The sequence below is a fragment of the Shimwellia blattae DSM 4481 = NBRC 105725 genome, from assembly GCF_000262305.1.
Lineage (GTDB): Bacteria > Pseudomonadota > Gammaproteobacteria > Enterobacterales > Enterobacteriaceae > Shimwellia > Shimwellia blattae.
The window spans coordinates 269,528-288,264 of sequence record NC_017910.1 but is presented as its reverse complement, the minus strand read 5'-3'; the positions used below and the strand labels follow the sequence as shown (position 1 = coordinate 288,264).

At 59.3% G+C, this 18,737-nt stretch carries 19 protein-coding genes; 4 read left to right on the top strand and 15 right to left on the bottom strand.

Going from position 1 to position 18,737, the window contains the following annotated elements; all coding sequences use genetic code 11:
* Position 1: 1 nt before the first annotated feature.
* Together EBL_RS19535 and ppiA are read right to left on the bottom strand one after the other, a co-directional pair.
* Complete coding sequence (locus EBL_RS19535; protein WP_002444836.1) at positions 2–172, bottom strand: YhfG family protein; 171 nt, start codon at positions 170–172, stop codon at positions 2–4.
* A gap of 138 nt (positions 173–310) precedes the next feature.
* Positions 311–883, bottom strand: a complete 573-nt coding sequence (ppiA, locus tag EBL_RS01215; RefSeq protein ID WP_002444834.1) for a peptidylprolyl isomerase A — start codon at positions 881–883, stop codon at positions 311–313.
* Positions 884–1,185: 302 nt separating this feature from the next.
* On the opposite strand from ppiA, the gene tsgA reads away from it, so the two are divergent.
* The gene (gene tsgA / locus EBL_RS01210; protein ID WP_002444832.1) at positions 1,186–2,376 is read left to right on the top strand and encodes an MFS transporter TsgA; all 1,191 of its coding nucleotides are present in this window, start codon (positions 1,186–1,188) and stop codon (positions 2,374–2,376) included.
* Between the two features lie 29 nt (positions 2,377–2,405).
* Here the strand turns inward: tsgA and EBL_RS01205 are convergent, their stop codons facing one another.
* On the bottom strand, positions 2,406–3,689 hold the full coding sequence (locus EBL_RS01205) for a cytosine deaminase (protein WP_002444830.1): 1,284 nt from the start codon (positions 3,687–3,689) through the stop codon (positions 2,406–2,408).
* A 243-nt stretch (positions 3,690–3,932) separates the two neighbouring features.
* Between EBL_RS01205 and nirB the strand changes: the two genes are divergently transcribed.
* The 3 genes from nirB (at position 3,933) to cysG (ending at position 8,306) form a co-directional block, all read left to right on the top strand.
* Positions 3,933–6,476 (top strand): nitrite reductase large subunit NirB, encoded by a 2,544-nt coding sequence (nirB, locus tag EBL_RS01200; RefSeq protein WP_002444828.1) that lies wholly within the window; start codon positions 3,933–3,935, stop codon positions 6,474–6,476.
* Positions 6,473–6,799, top strand: a complete 327-nt coding sequence (nirD, locus tag EBL_RS01195) for a nitrite reductase small subunit NirD (RefSeq protein ID WP_002444825.1) — start codon at positions 6,473–6,475, stop codon at positions 6,797–6,799. Before nirB ends, nirD begins: the two co-directional genes overlap by 4 nt.
* 133 nt (positions 6,800–6,932) lie before the next feature.
* Positions 6,933–8,306: a siroheme synthase CysG gene (gene cysG, locus EBL_RS01190; RefSeq protein WP_002444823.1), complete on the top strand. Its 1,374-nt coding sequence runs from the start codon at positions 6,933–6,935 to the stop codon at positions 8,304–8,306.
* Between the two features lie 47 nt (positions 8,307–8,353).
* Here the strand turns inward: cysG and trpS are convergent, their stop codons facing one another.
* The 12 genes from trpS to EBL_RS01130 all read right to left on the bottom strand — a co-directional run bounded on the left by trpS (position 8,354) and on the right by EBL_RS01130 (position 18,661).
* Positions 8,354–9,358 (bottom strand): tryptophan--tRNA ligase, encoded by a 1,005-nt coding sequence (trpS, locus tag EBL_RS01185; RefSeq protein ID WP_002444821.1) that lies wholly within the window; start codon positions 9,356–9,358, stop codon positions 8,354–8,356.
* Positions 9,359–9,362: 4 nt separating this feature from the next.
* The gene (locus EBL_RS01180; RefSeq protein ID WP_002444819.1) at positions 9,363–10,124 is read right to left on the bottom strand and encodes a phosphoglycolate phosphatase; all 762 of its coding nucleotides are present in this window, start codon (positions 10,122–10,124) and stop codon (positions 9,363–9,365) included.
* Complete coding sequence (gene rpe, locus EBL_RS01175) at positions 10,117–10,794, bottom strand: ribulose-phosphate 3-epimerase (RefSeq protein WP_002444817.1); 678 nt, start codon at positions 10,792–10,794, stop codon at positions 10,117–10,119. Before rpe ends, EBL_RS01180 begins: the two co-directional genes overlap by 8 nt.
* 45 nt (positions 10,795–10,839) lie before the next feature.
* On the bottom strand, positions 10,840–11,655 hold the full coding sequence (gene dam / locus EBL_RS01170; RefSeq protein ID WP_002444815.1) for an adenine-specific DNA-methyltransferase: 816 nt from the start codon (positions 11,653–11,655) through the stop codon (positions 10,840–10,842).
* 65 nt (positions 11,656–11,720) lie between these two features.
* A complete protein-coding gene (damX, locus tag EBL_RS01165) occupies positions 11,721–13,091 on the bottom strand; it encodes a cell division protein DamX (protein WP_002444812.1) in 1,371 nt (456 codons plus the stop codon).
* Between the two features lie 97 nt (positions 13,092–13,188).
* Positions 13,189–14,277 carry a 3-dehydroquinate synthase gene (gene aroB / locus EBL_RS01160; RefSeq protein WP_002444809.1) on the bottom strand — a complete coding sequence of 363 codons (1,089 nt, stop codon included), beginning with the start codon at positions 14,275–14,277 and terminating at the stop codon, positions 13,189–13,191.
* A 64-nt stretch (positions 14,278–14,341) separates the two neighbouring features.
* Entirely contained in the window at positions 14,342–14,863 is a 522-nt protein-coding gene (gene aroK / locus EBL_RS01155; RefSeq protein WP_002444807.1) for a shikimate kinase AroK, read from the bottom strand.
* A 446-nt stretch (positions 14,864–15,309) separates the two neighbouring features.
* Complete coding sequence (locus EBL_RS01150; RefSeq protein ID WP_002444805.1) at positions 15,310–16,539, bottom strand: secretin N-terminal domain-containing protein; 1,230 nt, start codon at positions 16,537–16,539, stop codon at positions 15,310–15,312.
* Positions 16,539–16,871 (bottom strand): HofP DNA utilization family protein, encoded by a 333-nt coding sequence (locus tag EBL_RS01145; RefSeq protein WP_002444803.1) that lies wholly within the window; start codon positions 16,869–16,871, stop codon positions 16,539–16,541. The genes EBL_RS01150 and EBL_RS01145 overlap by 1 nt, the downstream gene beginning before the upstream one ends.
* Positions 16,868–17,311: a HofO family protein gene (locus tag EBL_RS01140; protein WP_002444801.1), complete on the bottom strand. Its 444-nt coding sequence runs from the start codon at positions 17,309–17,311 to the stop codon at positions 16,868–16,870. The genes EBL_RS01145 and EBL_RS01140 overlap by 4 nt, the downstream gene beginning before the upstream one ends.
* Positions 17,295–17,864 carry a PilN domain-containing protein gene (locus tag EBL_RS01135; protein WP_002444798.1) on the bottom strand — a complete coding sequence of 190 codons (570 nt, stop codon included), beginning with the start codon at positions 17,862–17,864 and terminating at the stop codon, positions 17,295–17,297. Before EBL_RS01135 ends, EBL_RS01140 begins: the two co-directional genes overlap by 17 nt.
* Positions 17,864–18,661: a hypothetical protein gene (locus EBL_RS01130; protein WP_002444796.1), complete on the bottom strand. Its 798-nt coding sequence runs from the start codon at positions 18,659–18,661 to the stop codon at positions 17,864–17,866. The genes EBL_RS01135 and EBL_RS01130 overlap by 1 nt, the downstream gene beginning before the upstream one ends.
* Positions 18,662–18,737: the final 76 nt, after the last annotated feature.

Genomic DNA, 18,737 nt, shown 5'->3' with positions numbered 1-18,737 from the left:
CTCAGCCATAGCGCCTCCTCGCGGCTTTCAGCGCCTCTTCCAGGGGGTGCGCCGGGTCCGGGATCACCAGGGGAGCCGTAAACCCCTCCAGCTGCTGGCTGGCCTGAAAATTACGCGCGCGCACCCGCTCCCAGAGCCGTGTTTTTTGCCGGTCAGTCAGTTTTCTGCCCATAGGGCCCCCGTCTGTCGTGGATGGATGCCACAAGTATAAGCAGCAATTCCCGGCCCTGCCGGGTGCACGGGGCGTCAGAAAGGGCGATATTCAGGAAGCAAAACGGGTGCCACAGCACCCGCAGAAGGGATCCTGCCCTTAAGGCAGAACTTTAGCAGACAGGATGACAATCGGTTTGGACGGCACGTTCTGGTAAGGGCCCACATTGCTGGTTGGCGCCTGGGCAATCTTGTCAGCCACGTCCATCCCCTTCACCACTTTGCCAAATACCGCATAGCCGAAGTCGCGCTGGCCGTGATCAAGGAAGGCGTTATCCGCAACATTAATAAAGAACTGGCTGGTGGCGCTGTCTTTGTCGGCGGTACGGGCCATAGAGATAGTACCGCGCGTGTTGCGCAGGCCGTTATCCGCCTCGTTTTTAACTGGCGCACGGGTCTGCTTCTGGTTCATGTCGGCGGTAAATCCCCCGCCCTGAATCATAAAGCCCGGGATAACGCGGTGGAAAACGGTATTGCTGTAAAAGCCACTGTTAACGTAATCAACAAAATTTTTCACCGTGGCCGGCGCTTTCTCGCCGTCCAGCTGCAGCTCAATATTCCCGGCAGAGGTGGTCAGCAGGACATGGGGATCATTACCGGCAGCCAGGGCAGCAGGCGCCATTGCCGAAAGCGCAAAAACGGTGGCGACCGCCGCCAGAGTAGATTTGAGCATGAAAGATTCCTTTAAAAACAAGAGTGGGCAGAATGGCTGTCAATTCTAAGAAGCACCTTAGCATCATACCAGGCATTTACCAGCCTTTACGTTGTAAGCACGGGTTACGCCGGATAGCGCCCCCCTTCACCCCCTGGGGTCCGCGCCGCCTCCCTGGGGAGTTTTTTGTGACAGACATCAATATTAAATGACAGCAATACACGCCAAATACATAAAAGATTTGAATAGATCACGCTTGTGACTAAAATCTGCCCGTTTACCGCGCTGTCAAGGCGCTTTACCGTTCTATTCACAGGCTCCCTATGACTAACAGCAATCGTATCAGGCTCACATGGATAAGTTTTTTCTCGTACGCGCTTACCGGTGCCCTGGTCATCGTGACCGGCATGGTAATGGGTGATATTGCCGGGTACTTTAACCTGCCCGTCTCCCGCATGAGCAACACCTTCACCTTCCTCAACGCCGGGATCCTTATCTCTATTTTCCTCAATGCCTGGTTAATGGAAATCGTCCCGCTGAAAACCCAGCTGCGTTTTGGTTTCCTGCTGATGCTGCTGGCGGTGGCCGGGCTGATGCTGGGCCATAACCTGACGATCTTCTCCGCGTCGATGTTTGTTCTGGGCCTGGTGAGCGGTATCACCATGTCTATCGGCACATTTCTTATCACCCATCTCTATGAAGGGCGCCAGCGCGGCTCCCGACTGCTGTTTACCGATTCGTTCTTCAGCATGGCGGGGATGATCTTCCCGATACTGGCCGCCTTTTTACTGGCCCGCAGTATCGAATGGTACTGGGTCTATGCCTGTATTGGCCTGGTCTATGTGGCTATCTTCCTGCTGACATTCGGCAGTGAGTTTCCGGCGCTGGGTAAACACGCGGCGCAAAGTGACCAGCCGGTGGTGAAAGAGAAGTGGGGCCCTGGCGTGCTGTTTCTCTCCATTGCCGCCATGTGCTATATCCTCGGCCAGCTGGGGTTTATCTCCTGGGTGCCGGAATACGCCAAAACCCTCGGGATGAATCTGCACGACGCCGGGCAGCTGGTCAGCAATTTCTGGATGTCCTATATGTTCGGCATGTGGGCGTTCAGCGTGATTCTGCGCTTCTTTGATCTGCAGCGCCTGCTCACGGTGCTGGCGGCCCTGGCCTGTGCGCTGATGTACGGTTTTATCACCAGCAGCACTGACCATATGCCGCTGTTTATTCTGGCGCTGGGTTTCTTCTCCAGTGCGATTTACACCTCGGTGATTACCCTTGCCTCGCTCCAGACCCGGGTGGCCTCTCCGAAGCTGGTTAACGTGGTGCTGACCTGTGGCACCATCGGCACCATGCTGACCTTCGTGGTCACCGGCCCCATTGTTGCCCACAGCGGGCCGCAGGCGGCCCTGTTCACCGCAAACGGCCTGTATGCGGTGGTCTTTGTGATGTGCTTCCTGCTGGGCTTTGTGAGCCGCCACCGCCAGCTGCGCGACTCCGTAACCCGGATGCCCCACTGACGGTGACTCTCCCCGCCGCCCGGCGGGGATCACTGGCTAAAATCGGTCTCTTCGCCGCCGCTGTCTGTCTGTACCCAGGTCTGGGAAAGCTGGGTGGTGGCGATAACCCGCCCCTGGCGAATCGACCAGCGTACCGGCACCTGGCGACGCAGCGCATCAAAACCATCCTTCGCGGGCAGAATCAGTAAATTCGCCGTATTGCCGGTGGCAATGCCATAATCCGTCACCCCGAAGGTCCGGGCGCTATTGTGGGTTATCAGCCGCAGGCCATCATTAATTTGCTGGTAACCCATCATCTGGCAGACATGCAGCCCCATATGCAGCACCTGCAACATGTTGCCCGTTCCCAGGGGATACCAGGGGTCAAACACATCGTCATGGCCAAAGCTGACGTTGATCCCGTGTTCCAGCAGCTCTTTAACCCGGGTGATCCCGCGCCGTTTCGGGTAGTCATCAAAGCGCCCCTGGAGGTGAATATTGACCAGCGGGTTCGCCACAAAATTAATCCCCGACATTTTCAGCAGCCGGAACAGGCGTGAGGTATAGGCCCCGTTATAGGAGTGCATCGCCGTGGTGTGGCTGGCGGTCACCCGCTCCCCCATACCTTCGCGCAGCGCCAGGGCGGCGACGGTTTCCACAAAGCGCGACTGTTCGTCATCAATCTCATCGCAGTGGATATCAATCCGCTTGTTATACTTGCGGGCCAGCGCAAAGGCGATATGCAACGATTCGATACCGTACTCACGGGTAAATTCAAAATGCGGTATGGCGCCCACCACATCGGCCCCCAGCTGTAGCGCCTCTTCCAGTAAGGCGGCGCCGTCCGGGTAGGACAGGATCCCCTCCTGGGGAAAGGCCACCAGTTGCAGATCTATCCACGGGGCCACTTCCTGCTTAACTTCCAGCAGGGCGCGCAGCGCCGTCAGGGAGGGGTCTGACACATCCACATGGCTGCGCACATACTGGATGCCGTTCGCCATTTGCCACTTGAGGGTTTTCCAGGCCCGGGCTTTAACATCCTCATGGCTGAGCAGGGCCTTACGCTCGGCCCAGCGCTCGATCCCCTCAAACAGGGTGCCGGACTGGTTCCAGGCAGGCTGCCCGGCGGTTTGGGTGGTATCAAGGTGAATATGGGGCTCAATAAACGGCGCAATGGCAAGCCCGCCCCGGCCGTTAAGAACCTCATAGCTTTCGTGGCGCTCTGCGCCCATTGGCGTTATCGCCCCGAAGCGCCCCTGCTCAATGGCTATCTGCCAGAGCCCGGTTTTATCCGCCAGCCGGACATTCTGAATAAGCCATAACGGTGCTGACATGGTAACTCCTCATTAAATCTGACACTGTGGTGAGTGATAGCACATCCCGCAGCCGGACACCGACTCAAATATGTTCAAAATCGTAAGCGGTGAAAATCCATCCATTTCCGTAGCTTACAAAAACACAATAAAATCAGCCATATACCACCAAAGTAGTACCTAAAGGCGTATTTGATTTGCATCAATAATTCACTTTGCTGAATCGTTAAGGTAGGCAGTAAGAGAAAAAATACTGAGGCAAAAATGAGCAAAGTCAGACTCGCTATCATCGGTAACGGGATGGTCGGCCACCGGTTTATTGAAGATCTTCTCGATAAATCAGAACCCGGGCAGTTCGAAATCACCGTTTTCTGCGAAGAGCCGCGCATCGCCTACGATCGCGTGCACCTCTCTTCCTACTTTTCCCACCACACGGCCGAAGAGCTCTCCCTGGTCCGGGAAGGGTTCTACGAAAAAAACCACATTAAGGTGCTGACAGGCGAGCGGGCTATCACCATTAACCGCGAAGAAAAAGTGATCCACTCCAGCGCCGGGCGCAGCGTGTTCTATGACAAGCTGATCATGGCGACCGGCTCCTGGGCCTGGGTGCCCCCCATCAAAGGGGCCGACACCGCCGACTGTTTTGTCTACCGCACCATTGAAGATCTGAACGCCATTGAAGCCTGCGCCCGGCGCAGCAAACGGGGCGCCGTGGTGGGCGGGGGGTTACTGGGGCTGGAGGCCGCCGGTGCCCTGAAACACCTCGGGGTGGAGACCCACGTGATTGAATTCGCACCCATGCTGATGGCCGAACAGCTTGATCAGCAGGGGGGCGAACAGCTGCGCCGTAAAATCGAAGAGATGGGCGTTATTGTCCACACCGGCAAAAACACCCAGTCGATTGTTCAGCAGGGCAGCAGCGCCCGCAAGACCATGAACTTTGCCGACGGCAGTAGCCTGGAAGTGGACTTTATTGTCTTCTCCACCGGGATCCGCCCCCGGGATAAGCTGGCCGCCCAGTGCGGGCTGGAGATAGCACCACGCGGCGGGATAGCCATTAACGACAGCTGCCAGACCTCTGACCCGGATATTTATGCCATCGGCGAATGCGCCAGCTGGCAAAAGCGCACCTTCGGCCTGGTAGCACCGGGCTACAAAATGGCCCAGGTGGCCGTTGACCATCTGCTCGGCCATGAGAACGCCTTTACCGGTGCCGATATGAGCGCCAAGCTGAAGCTGCTCGGTGTTGATGTGGGCGGGATTGGCGACGCCCACGGGCGCACACCGGGGGCCCGCAGCTATGTCTTCCTGAACGAAAGCACCGGGGTCTACAAGCGAATTAACGTCAGCGCCGACAACAAAACCCTGCTCGGCGCCGTGCTGGTGGGCGACACCAGCGACTACGGCAACCTGCTGCAGCTGATGCTCAACAGCATCCCCCTCCCGGAGCACCCGGACACCCTGATCCTGCCTGCCTATGCCAGCGGCGGGAAGCCCGCCATCGGCGTGGACAACCTGCCGGACAGCGCCCAGATCTGTTCCTGCTTTGATGTCAGCAAAGGCGACCTGATTGCCGCCATTCACCGTGGCTGCCATACAGTGGCGGCCCTGAAGGCGGAAACCAAAGCCGGAACCGGCTGCGGCGGCTGTATTCCTCTGGTCACCCAGGTGCTGAATGCGGAGCTGGCAAAACAGGGGATCGAGGTAAACCACAACCTGTGTGAACACTTCCCGTTCTCCCGCCAGGAGCTCTACCACCTGATCCGCGTCGAAGGCATTAAAACCTTTGACGCACTGCTGGCGAAATACGGCACTGGCTACGGTTGCGAAGTGTGTAAACCGACCGTCGGCTCGCTGCTGGCCTCCTGCTGGAATGAGTATGTTCTGCAACCGGACAAAGTCCCGCTTCAGGAGACTAACGACAACTTCCTGGCAAACCTGCAAAAAGACGGCACCTATTCCGTTATTCCGCGCTCACCGGGTGGCGAGATTACCCCCGAAGGGCTGATGGTGGTGGGCGCAGTCGCCCGGCAGTTTAACCTGTACACCAAAATCACCGGCTCCCAGCGCCTTGCCATGTTTGGTGCGCAAAAAGACGATCTGCCGGAGATCTGGCGCCAGCTGACAGAGGCAGGCTTCGAAACCGGCCACGCCTACGCCAAAGCCCTGCGCATGGTGAAAACCTGCGTCGGCAGCGCCTGGTGCCGTTACGGTGTTAACGATAGCGCAGGCCTGGGGGCTGAGCTGGAAAACCGCTACAAAGGCATTCGCACCCCGCACAAAATGAAATTTGGCGTCTCCGGCTGTACCCGCGAGTGCTCTGAAGCCCAGGGGAAAGATGTCGGGATCATCGCCACCGACAAAGGCTGGAACCTGTATGTCTGCGGTAACGGCGGGATGAAACCGCGCCACGCGGACCTGCTGGCCGCCGATCTCGACGCCCAAACCCTGGTGCGCTACACGGACCGCTTTATGATGTTCTATATCCGCACGGCAGATAAACTGCAGCGCACCTCCGTATGGATGGACAACCTGGAAGGCGGTATCGACTATTTGCGCAGCGTAATAATCGACGACAAGCTGGGGATCAACGACCAGCTGGAAGCGGAGGTGGAAAAACTGCGCGCCGCCTACCACTGCGAATGGGCCGAAACGGTCAATAACCCCCAGGCTCAGGTACGGTTCCGCCACTTCATTAACAGCCCGCAGCGCGATCCGAACATCCAGATGGTGGCAGAGCGTGCCCAGCACCGCCCGGCCACCCCGCATGAACGCATCCCGGTCACCCTTGTGGAGGAAAAAGCATGAGCGCCTGGACCACTGTCTGCCCGTTAACCGATATTCTGCCCGCCACCGGTGTTTGTGCCCTGGTGGGCACTCAGCAGGTTGCGCTGTTCCGCCCGCGTAACGATGAGCAGGTCTTCGCCATCAGCAATATCGATCCGTTTTTTGAAGCCAGCGTGCTTTCCCGGGGCATCATTGCCGAGCACCAGAACGAGCTGTGGGTCGCAAGCCCGCTGAAAAAACAGCGTTTTCGCCTGCGCGACGGTCTGTGCATGGAAGATGAAAGCCGCTCTGTGGCCCACTTTGAAGCCCGGGTACAGAACGGTAACGTCCAGGTGCGGCTGTAACCCGCATGCCCCTTCACCATGAAGGGGTAATGTCTAATAACCACTCGTTATATTACCCGCGACGGCTTGCTGTTATGCTAGGCGTCGCGCGGTCAGGTCTGCGCGTCCTTTCCTGTATTTATTGAGGTTTACAGTGGATCATCTGCCGATTTTTTGTCAGCTGCAAAACCGGGCTTGTTTACTGGTTGGTGGTGGTGATGTTGCAGAGCGCAAAGCGCGACTCCTGCTGGAAGCCGGTGCCCGTCTGACGGTCAACGCACTGGCGTTTACTCCCCAGTTCCATGTCTGGGCCAGCGCTCAGGCGCTGACGCTGGCCGAAGGTGAGTTTGCCCCTCACCTGCTGGATAACTGCTGGCTGGCTATCGCCGCCACAGATGATGACGCCGTTAACCAGGAAGTCAGCCACCAGGCGGAACAGCGGCGCATCTTCTGTAATGTGGTGGACGCCCCCGCCCGGGCCAGCTTTATTATGCCGTCGATTATCGATCGCTCGCCGCTGATGGTGGCTGTCTCTTCCGGCGGCACCTCACCGGTGCTGGCGCGCCTGCTGCGCGAAAAACTGGAATCATTACTGCCCCAGCATCTGGGCCAGGTCGCCAGCTATGCCGGGGCCCTGCGCAACCGGGTAAAACAGAGCTTTAAAACCGTGGCCGAACGCCGCCGCTTCTGGGAGAAATTCTTCGTAAATGACCGGCTGGCCCAGTCACTGGCGAACCAGGATCTCCGCGCCGTAGAGCAGGCAACCGACGCGCTGCTCAGCGAGCCGCTCGACCACCGGGGCGAAGTGGTGCTGGTGGGCGCAGGCCCCGGCGATCCTGGCCTGCTGACCCTCAAAGGGCTACAGCAGATCCAGCAGGCGGATGTGGTGGTCTATGACCGGCTGGTCTCAGATGAGATTATGAACCTGGTGCGCCGGGATGCCGACCGGGTATTCGTGGGCAAACGCGCCGGTTATCACTGTGTCCCCCAGGATGAAATCAACCAGATCCTGCTGCGCGAAGCCCGCAGTGGCAAACGGGTGGTGCGCCTGAAAGGCGGCGATCCGTTTATTTTTGGCCGTGGCGGGGAAGAGCTGGAAACCCTGTGTACGGAAAATATTCCCTTCTCAGTGGTGCCGGGCATTACTGCCGCCTCCGGCTGTTCCGCTTATGCGGGGATCCCGCTCACCCACCGGGACTACGCCCAGAGCGTGCGCCTGGTGACCGGGCACCTGAAGACCGGGGGCGAGCTGGACTGGGCCAACCTGGCCGCCGAAAAGCAGACCCTGGTCTTTTATATGGGCCTCAGCCAGGCGGGTACAATTCAGCGCCAGCTGCTGGCCCACGGTATGGAAGCGGATATGCCCGTTGCGCTGGTCGAAAACGGCACCGCAGTGCGCCAGCGGGTGGTTAGCGGCACCCTCGAGCAGCTTGAACAGCTGGCCGGGCAAGTGGCCAGCCCGGCACTGATTATCGTTGGCCGGGTGGTGGCCCTGCGCGATAAGCTCAACTGGTTCTCAAACCACTGATAATAAAAAAGGCTCCCGGGGGAGCCTTTTTAACAGGGTACGATAGCTTACGGATGGGCGACAAAGCCAATCACATCGTACACTTTGCGCAGGGTTTCTGAGGCGTGAACGCGGGCTTTCGCGGCCCCGTCTTTCATCACCTGCTGCAGGAAGGCTTCATCATTACGGTAGCGGTGATAGCGCTCCTGAAGCTCTGTCAGCATACCGGAGACAGCCTCCGCCACTTCCCCTTTCAGGTGGCCGTACATTTTGCCTTCAAAGTGCTGCTCCAGCTCCGCAATGCTCTGGCCGGTTACCGCAGACAGAATATCCAGCAGGTTAGAAACCCCCGCCTTGTTCTGCAGGTCATAGCGCACCACTGGCGGCTCGTCAGAGTCGGTCACCGCACGTTTGATCTTCTTCACCACCGATTTCGGATCTTCCAGCAGGCCGATGACGTTATTGCGGTTGTCATCAGACTTGGACATTTTCTTGGTCGGCTCCAGCAGCGACATCACCCGCGCGCCGGATTTCGGAATAAACGGCTCCGGCACTTTAAACACCTCGCCATACAGGGCGTTAAAGCGCTGGGCGATATCGCGGCTCAGCTCAAGGTGCTGTTTCTGGTCTTCACCAACCGGTACCTGGTTGGTCTGGTACAGCAGAATATCTGCCGCCATCAGTACCGGGTAGTCGAACAGACCGGCGTTGATATTCTCCGCATAGCGGGCAGATTTGTCCTTAAACTGGGTCATACGGCTCAGCTCACCGAAGTAGGTGTAGCAGTTGAGCGCCCAGCCAAGCTGCGCGTGTTCCGGAACATGGGACTGGACAAAAATAGTGCTTTTTTGCGGATCAATACCGCAGGCCAGATACAGGGCCAGGGTATCCAGGGTCGCTTTACGCAGCGCCTGCGGATCCTGGCGCACCGTAATGGCGTGCTGGTCAACGATGCAGTAAATGCAGTGGTAATCATCCTGCATGTTTACCCACTGACGCAACGCTCCCATATAGTTGCCGATGGTCAATTCACCTGATGGCTGCGCGCCACTAAAGACAATAGGCTTACTCATTTTTTTATTCCTGATGTTCATTTACCGGGAGCCCGAAAGCGGGCAAAAGATCACTGAAGCTATCAAGCACCATATCGGGGTTGCTCTGGCTGATAGCTTCACCGTAATTGTATCCATAGCTCAGCCCCACTGCGGGGCAGCTGGCGGCCTGAGCGGCCAGAATATCGTTGCGTGAGTCGCCCACAAACAGCATCTCACCGGCCTGACGGCCAAACTGCGCCAGCAGGCGCAGCAGTGCTTCCGGGTGCGGCTTCTTGTGCTGCACATCATCGCCGCCAATAACCACATCAAAATAGTGGTCAATATGCAGCGATTCCAGCAGCGGGCGGACAAACGGCGTGGGTTTATTGGTCACCAGACCCAGTTGCAGCCCGGTCTGTTTCAGGGCCGCCAGGGTTTCGGCTACTGCCGGGAACAGGCTGCTGCCGCTCGCCGCGCACTCTGCATAATAGCGGTCGAACAGTTTACGCAGCATCATGGCGCGCTCACTCTCCGGCACTGTCGGGTGCACCACCACCGGGAGCCCGGTGTTGGCCGCTTTCTGCTCATCCTGGGCTTTCTTCTCCCGGACAGCCCAGTCCACAGCCCGCTGAACCAGCACATCGGCACCGTTGCCAATCCAGTTTTTTACCCGGGCTTCACCGGCTTGCGGTAATTCAAGGGCATACAGGGCGCTATCCATGGCCTGGGCCAGGCCTGGCGCACTGTCTACCAGGGTGCCATCCAGATCGAAGGCCACCGCTTTAATCTGATTAAACTCAATCATGACGTACCTTTGCCAGTTCACTACGCATATCATCGATAACTTTTTTGTAGTCCGGCTGGCCAAAAATCGCCGAGCCTGCGACAAACATATCGGCCCCGGCGGCGGCGATTTGTGCAATATTACCGGTTTTCACTCCGCCATCGACCTCAAGGCGGATATCCAGGCCGGAGGCGTCAATCCGCGCCCGGGTCTGGCGCAGCTTCTCCAGGGTATGGGGGATAAACGACTGCCCACCAAAGCCCGGGTTTACGGACATCAGCAAAATCACGTCCAGCTTATCCATCACATGGTCAAGGCAGTTCAGCGGTGTGGCCGGGTTTAAGACCAGCCCCGCTTTACAGCCGTGCTCTTTGATCAGCTGCAGGGAGCGGTCAACATGTTCTGAGGCTTCCGGGTGAAAGGTAATAATGCTGGCGCCTGCGGCGGCAAAATCGGGGATCAGACGATCGACTGGCTTGACCATTAAATGCACATCGATGGGCGCGCTGATGCCGTAATCGCGCAGCGCCTTGAGCACCATCGGGCCCATGGTCAGGTTAGGAACATAGTGGTTATCCATAACATCAAAGTGAACCACGTCGCCCCCGGCGGCCAGCACTTTCGCCGTATCCTCGCCCAGGCGGGCAAAATCAGCCGAAAGGATCGATGGGGCAATCAAAAACTGTTTCATCCGTTTCTCCAGGTGAATGGTCTACTCTGCAAGGGACGAACCGGTTCAGGCTTTATACAGCGCCAGTAATTCGTCCACCTTATTACGCGCGCCGCCATTTCTGCTGATATTACGCCGCACTTGCACAACATTTAACGCTGCCGCCTGGTGATACCATTTGCGGGTCAGCTGGGTGTCGTGGTTAGAAATCAGTACCGATACGCCCCGCGCGACCAGTGATTCGGCAAGCCGGGCCAGCTCCTGCTGTTGCTCCGGTGAAAAGCCACTGGTGTGGTAGGCCGTGAAGTTTGCCGTGTCCGACAGCGGTGCGTAAGGGGGATCGCAATACACTACCTGCCCGGCAGACGCACTGTTCATAGTGACATCATAGGACTGACAAAGAAAGGTGGCATTGCGGGCCCGCTCGGCAAACCCGTAAAGCTCCGCTTCCGGGAAATAGGGTTTACGGTAGCGGCCAAAGGGCACGTTAAACGCCCCTTTCAGGTTATAGCGGCACAAGCCGTTGTAACCGTGGCGGTTAAGATATAAAAACAGCACCGCGCGCTCAAACAAATCGCTGCTGCGGTTGAAAGTTTCCCGAATCTGGTAATAGCTGTCCGCCTCGTTACGCTCGGGGACAAACAGCCTGCGGGCTTCCGCCACATAGGCATCCGCCTGCGTCTGTACGATGCGGTAAAGATTGATCAGATCGGCATTAATGTCGGCCAGAATATAGCGGTCATAGTGGGTATTCAGAAATACCGACCCCGCCCCGACGAAAGGTTCTACCAGACACTCACCCTCAGGAAGATGAGTTTTGATCTCGTCGAGCAGGGGGTATTTGCCCCCTGCCCATTTCAGAAAAGCGCGATTCTTTTTCATGCCGTCCGACTATTTACACCTTCTCCAGCTGAGGGAGAAGCTCCGACAGCATCCTGCGCTTTATATCATTGTTTCAGATCGGACTGAACCTGATGAATAGGCTTGGCCCACGGATTCTTCGCCTGCACATCTGCCGGCAGGGAAGAGACCGCGTGTTTAGCATCCTCTTTCGAGGCATAAACACCGCTCACCAGTACATACCAGGGCTGGCCATTACGCTTAGTCTGGTACACCACAAAGTTTTTGAGGTTCTCTTTTTTCGCCCAGGCGTTCAGATTGTTGTAGTTTGACGAACTGCTCAGCTGCAGCGTGTAGTGGCTGGAGGGGGCAGTTTTCAGTGCATCAACATTCCCGCTGGATACCGCAGCACCCGCTGTTGCTGCTGCAGTTGCTGCCGGGGCCGCTTTTGATGCGGTTTCCGTTGCTGCTGCCGGTGCTGTAGCTTTCGGGGCGGTTGTGGCAGCCGGCGTGGTTTTCGCCGTTTGTGCCGGTACGGTTTCTTTCACCGGGGCTTTTACTGTCTCTTTTACCGGTGCCGGCGCCGGGGCGGCCTTCACAACGGTTTTCGGCTCAGTAACGGTGTTTTTAACAACGGCCTGCGGTTTGCTCTGCACGGGTTGTGCTTTGCGCGGTTCCGGCTCACGGCGCTGGCTGGCCGGGGCGACCGGTTCAGCAGGGGTACGTACCACTGACTGATGGCGCTGACCATTGACCGGCGCAACCGTAGCGGGCTGGGTCGGCAGTGTCGCGGTGCTGGCGACCTGATTCACCTGCTGGCCCGCAGGCTGGGTCAGGGCGGTGTTCAGATCACCCTGCACTTCTACACGCTGCTGACCAGCAGGCGCGGTGGCAGGCTGGCTGAGGGTCGGCTGTGAAGAGACCGGAGGCAGTGTCACTTCCTGCTGAGGCTGTACAGGCTGTTGCCCGTTGGCCGCAGTCTGATCCACAACACCAGGAGCAGGCTGTGCTGCCGGGGCAGTGCTGTCACCGGCAGGGGATGCCAGATCAATATTTTTCTCACCACCCTGAGAGGCGGTCTCCGCGTCTGAAGAGGGGGTCTTCAGGGCCGCGCCAATGCCGACAATCAGCACCAGCAGCACCAGAATACCCACGCCCATCATCAGGCGCTGGCGGGAAGCGGGGGCCCGGGAAGGGGCTTTCTTACGCGGACGGCGGCGCTCTACGGCAGGCTCCGCGTCATCGTCTTCCTGGTTTTCTTCATCCAGAAGGGTGTCATCATCAAGTGACATCTCTGGCTCTTCGCGCTCTTCCCGGCTGCGACGCCGGGCAGGACGACGATCATCCTCATCATCAACGTCAATATCATCAACGTTAATCTGCGGATCGTTATCGTACTCTGCGGATTTCTGCGCGCGAACAGGACGACGATCGCTGGGATCGGGTTTCAGCTCGTCTTCCGGTTTTCTTTCATCCATTTGACACCCCACTCATAGGTTCATGCCAGCATTTGTTACTTTGCACAACACCCGAAGTTAATACTCGCCGTAATACGGCGACTGACCTTTATAATTGTTACGCCCGCTGGCAATCAGCTATCGCGCTTAACACCACGTCACGCGCCACTCCGGCACGCACTTCGCTCTTCCCTGCCGCCAGAGGAAGCACCAAACGCAGCTCCCCGGCGATAACTTTCTTATCACGCATCATATGCGGCAGATAAGCCTCAGGCGCCATACTCTCTGGCCCGTGAACCGGCAACTCTGCCCGCTTCAGTAACGCGATAATGCGCTGAACATCTGCCTCGCTAAACTGCCCAAGACGCTGAGCAGTACGCGCCGCCATCACCATACCGGCAGCCACGGCCTCACCGTGCAGCCAGTTACCATAGCCCATCTCGGTTTCAATGGCGTGACCAAAAGTATGGCCTAAATTGAGCAGCGCGCGCATACCGGTTTCCCGCTCGTCGGCCGCGACAACATCCGCCTTCAGCTCACAGCAGCGGCGAATGCAATAGGCCATCGCTTTCGGCTCCAGCGCCAGCAGCGCATCGATATGCTCTTCCAGCCAGCCCAGGAAAGGCGCATCAAGGATAATGCCGTACTTAATCACTTCGGCAAGCCCGGAGGAGAGCTCCCGGCGCGGCAGGGTTTTCAGACAGTCGAGATCAATCACCACCGCCGCAGGCTGCCAGAAGGCGCCAATCATGTTCTTACCCAGCGGATGGTTAACGGCGGTCTTACCGCCTACGGACGAGTCCACCTGGGACAATAACGTGGTCGGCACCTGAATAAAGCGCACCCCGCGCTGATAACAGGCCGCGGCAAACCCGGTTAAATCGCCAATCACCCCGCCGCCCAGCGCCACCAGCGTCGTATCACGGCCGTGCGGCTTTTTCAGCAGCGCCGTGAAGACGGAATCCATAACGGGGAGGCTTTTGTACTTTTCGCCATCCGGCAGAATGACCTGATCGACATGAACACCGGCCTGCTCCAGCGTACGCCGGACCGTGGCAAGATAAAGCGGCGCTAACGTTTCGTTAGTCACCAGCATAACCTGCTCGCCCGCCTTCAGCGGCCAAAAAGACGCCGGATCGTTGAATAAACCCGAGGCGATGGTGATAGGGTAACTACGCTCCCCCAAAGTGACGGTCAACTTCTCCATAATGCTCAGCCCCTTTTAACGCATAAGGCAGCGCCCGAAGACGCGGCAGTGTATTACGGCAAATTTAATTGTTTTCGAGCATGTGAATAATCTGATTTGCGACCACTTTTGCGCTCTGGTCGTCAGTACGGATAGTCACATCCGCGATTTCTTCATACAGCGGGTTGCGTTCCCCGGCCAGCGCTTCCAGCACTTCACGCGGCGGGCAGTCGACCTGCAGCAGCGGGCGCTTTTTATCCCGCTGGGTACGGGCCAGCTGTTTCTCGATAGTCGTCTCCAGATAGACAACGACACCACGCGCGGAAAGACGGTTACGGGTTTCACGGGATTTGACAGAGCCGCCGCCAGTCGCCAGAACAATACCCTGTTTTTCCGTCAGTTCGTTGATGATTTTTTCTTCACGCTCGCGGAAACCTTCTTCACCTTCAACGTCGAAGACCCAGCCCACATCAGCGCCGGTACGTTTCTCAATCTCTTGATCAGAATCGTAAAATTCCATATTGAGCTGCTGAGCTAACTGACGCCCAATAGTGCTTTTGCCGGCACCCATAGGCCCAACCAGAAAGATATTGCGTTTCTCTGCCATTTTTTCGGTATTACTACGACTATTCGTTAATGATAAACCCGTCCCGCCACGCTGTGGCAGAACTGGACATGAACTGAAACCTCATATGCGATAGAGCGAGAGTCAGGTGAAAAATTATCTCAACACTCAAGGCAGTTTGGCAACCGAATAAATTACCGTTCCTGAAGAACCGGAAAGAAATCTTAAATTACGGAATGCATAACCAGAGGTCAGATTCAGGCGCCTTTTGCTAACAGGCTGAATTCCGTAAACTTCGCACCATCGGCCTGCCAGGGCCCAAAGACACTACGCGATAAGGTAGCGGATTGGTACAGCATCATTCAGGACCCGAAGTGTAGTCTATTTCCGGAGCACCTGCGAAACCGCTAAACCTTGTATGCTAATTCCCTTCCGCCGTCAAACAGATGCGCATCTTTCTGGTAAAAAAGGGTGTCCGGGCGGCGTGATTAACGCCCGTTCAGCAAACGGGGGGTAATAAAGACCACCAGCTCCTGGCGCTGGCGGTTTTTTGCCTCGTGGCGAAACAGCCCGCCCAGCAGCGGCACCCCACCCAGCCAGGGCACCTGGCCCCGGGCCTGCTGGCGCTTATCCTGGAAGATACCGCCCAGCGCAATGGTTTCACCGTCCCGCAGCACCACCTCGGTTTCAATTTCCTGTTTATCGATTGTCAGCACCTCTCCCTGGGCATACTGCAGTTTCTGGCCCGGCATATTCTGGCTGATATGCAGTTTCAGGCGGATACGCTCCGGGGAGTAGACATAAGGCGTGACCGTCATCCCCAGCAGCGCTTCTTTATAATCCACGGAAACATTGCCGTTCTCACCGCTGGTCAGCAGGTAGGGGATCTCGCTTCCCTGGCGGATACTGGCAGGCTGCTGGTGAGAGGTCAGCAGGCGCGGGCTGGCAATAATTGCCAGTTGCTGGCGCCGCTCCAGGGCGGAAAGCTCCAGCTCCAGCATTCGCCCGCTGATACGCCCGATATTAAACCCCAGCCGCGTGGAGGCCGCCGTGGCGGGCAACTCCGCCTGTAGTGTGCCCCCTCCGGCGCTGGCGGCCCACTTCACCCCCAGATCGCGCAGGCTCTCCTGACCAATGGAGACAATATGGGCCACCAGCTCCACCTGTGGCAGGGGGACATCCATGGTCTCTACCCAGTGGCGCAGCGCCTCCAGGGCGGGGCGGGTATCCTGCACCAGCAGGCGGTTAGTGCGCACATCCGCCAGCACACTCCCCCTGGGGGAAAGATACCTTGCGCCTCCCCCGGTCAGGGCGGCGGCCAGATCGGCGGCACTGGCGTGGCGCAGACCAAGGGTGGCACTCCCCAGCGGGGCCTGGCGCGGTGGGTAGCGCGCCTGCTCCCGGGCCCGGCTGGCCGGGGTTATCTGCAACACATTGCCCCTGAGCGACCAGCGCACATCCAGCGCGGCGGCCACAATCTCCAGCGCCTGGGCCCAGGGCACCGCCGCCAGCTGTAATGACAGCGCCCCGCTCACCCCCGGCGCCACCACGATATTAAGCTGTGCCTGGCGCGCCAGGGATTGCAGCACCTGCCCGGCGGGAACATTGTCGAGCATCAGTGAAACAGGCTGCTGCGGCAGGCTGCTCTTCCCCCCGGCCTCTCCGGCCCCGGTAATCAGCGGCCACAAGAGGGCCAGTAACAACAAAACAGTGCGCATTACTCTTCCTCCTGGCGGCCAGCGCCGGGCATCCACACCAGCTGCTGTGTCCCGCACTCCCCGTCGTGAGCCAGCACCAGGGCCTGGCGTGTAATGGTGCTCACCCGCCAGCCCGCCACAATGGCCGCGCCGGGCCCCAGCCGCTGCCAGCGCCTGTCCGGGGACTGGACCAGGGCAATAACGCCCTCTTCACCGGCCACCTGCCCCCCGTAGCGCCAGCCGTGCCACTCCCGGGCACAGGCCGCCCCCGGCGGGTGGAAAGGGTCACGGGCCTCCCCCGGGGGCAGCCCGCTGGCCAGCCACAACACCACGCCCACAGTACCGGCTCTCATTCCGCCTCCGGGGTGAGGGCCAGCACCAGCAGCACGTCGTCTGGCCGGGCGCTCAGTGAAAAGCCCCGCAGGGTGACCGCATAGCCCGCCAGTTGTGAAAACAGCGGCGGCACCCGGGACCAGGGCAGCGCCAGGGTCAGCGCTGGCCCGCCGTCGGCCTCCGGCTGCCAGGCAATCAGCTCCCCGCCACAGGCGGCGGCGAAGGCCAGCACCGGCAGGGCTGGCCGGGCAGGCGGTATTTCCGGCAGCGGCACACTCAGCGCCAGCAGCCGCTTTTGTTGCACCCGGTACGCCTGGTCAAATGTGAGGCTGACGCGGGCCAGGGCCTGGTGGTGGCGGGCTGTATCACGGTACAGCCACCCGACAACCAGCAACGCCACCAGCAGGCTCACCAGCCACACGCCAGCCCACAGGCCCCGGCGCTCAGCCAGCGGGCGCATGGGGGCCACCACCGGCCGTGGAGAGTGCTTCCCAAACCAGGCGCACGTTAAACTGCCACAGCCCCTGGTCAGTGCGCGTAATGGCGCCCATCCGGTAGTGGCTAAACCCCACACCGGGTAAGCGCTGCTCCAGCTGCCTCACCCCTTCCAGGGTTGTGCTCTGCCCGGACAGGCGCACACTGCTCCCCCGGGCCTCCAGCGCCAGAAGCCAGGCGGGATCCGGCATTGCGCCAGACAGCCGGGTCAGGCGCTGCTGCCACGCCAGCCCCGCCTCCCGGGCGGCCACCTGGCGTTGCCTGCGCTGGAGCAATTGCTGCTGCTCTGCCTGCTGTTGCAGGCATCGCTCAAGGCGCAGGGCGATCTCCGCCACCCGCTGCTGATGCGCCTGGCCGGTGGCGGCCAGCTGCTGCCGGGCCAGGAGCCCCTCCTGCCACAGCAGGCTACAGAACACTGCCGCAATCGCCGGGCCCGGCAGCATCAGCATGGCCCCCGTGCGCATCTGTGCCTGGCGGCGCCGGTGGCGCCAGGGCAGCATATTCACCAGGGGGGTCATCAGCGCAGGCTTCCGAGTGCCAGGCCCGTCGCCACGGTAAACACACCGGCGCACGGCGGCAGCGGTGCAGAAAGCCCCGGGATCCCGGACCAGGGGGAGAATGTGACCCGCGCTGCGTCCTCCGCCAGCGCAGAGCTGAATGCAACGGAGGCGGGGTTAAGCTCGCGCTGCTGGCACCACTGAGCCAGCCAGTGGGGATCCGTGCTGGCCTCCGTACCCCACTGCCCGCCACCGGCCCATAGCCAGTGCCCCGGCTCCCGGTGAACCAGCCACTGGTCACCGCCCTGCGCCCGGGGTAAAAAGCTCTGTAGTGCACTGGCGTCAGGGCTGATGCTGCTGGCCGTCAGCCGCGCGCTACGCAGAATAGCCACCAGGCGCTGAATATCGCGCAGGCGCACCCCGGTAACCCTTGCCGGGCCCGTACCGGGGTGCATGTAGTCCCAGGCCAGGGGATCGTCTGGCAGGGCCAGTTGTGCCGCCGCGGCCTGCTCGATATAGCGCTGTAACTGGGGCTCCGGCAGTGTGCAGTCCGGCATTGCCACCTGCTGTTGCAGCGCCCGCTGCGCCGGAACAGAGACCCGCAACTGGTAACGGTACGGCAGGGATTTCCGCCAGTGGCTGAGGGTTTGCGCCGCCTGGCGGGCAAACTCCCCGGAGGTGTACTCCACCCCCGGGGAGCCAAAAGGCAGATGCCACCAGCGGCATAGCCGCCAGCCCTGCCGCCGGAACTGTAACCCCACGGCGCGCAGGCCGCTGCTGTGTAACTCAAGCCCTATTCGCCACTGGCTGTTCATCATGATTGCGCCCCCCAAAGTGGTGCCACACTGTCATCGTGTGGGAACCTCCGGGAAACGGCCCGCAAGGTTCAGGTGT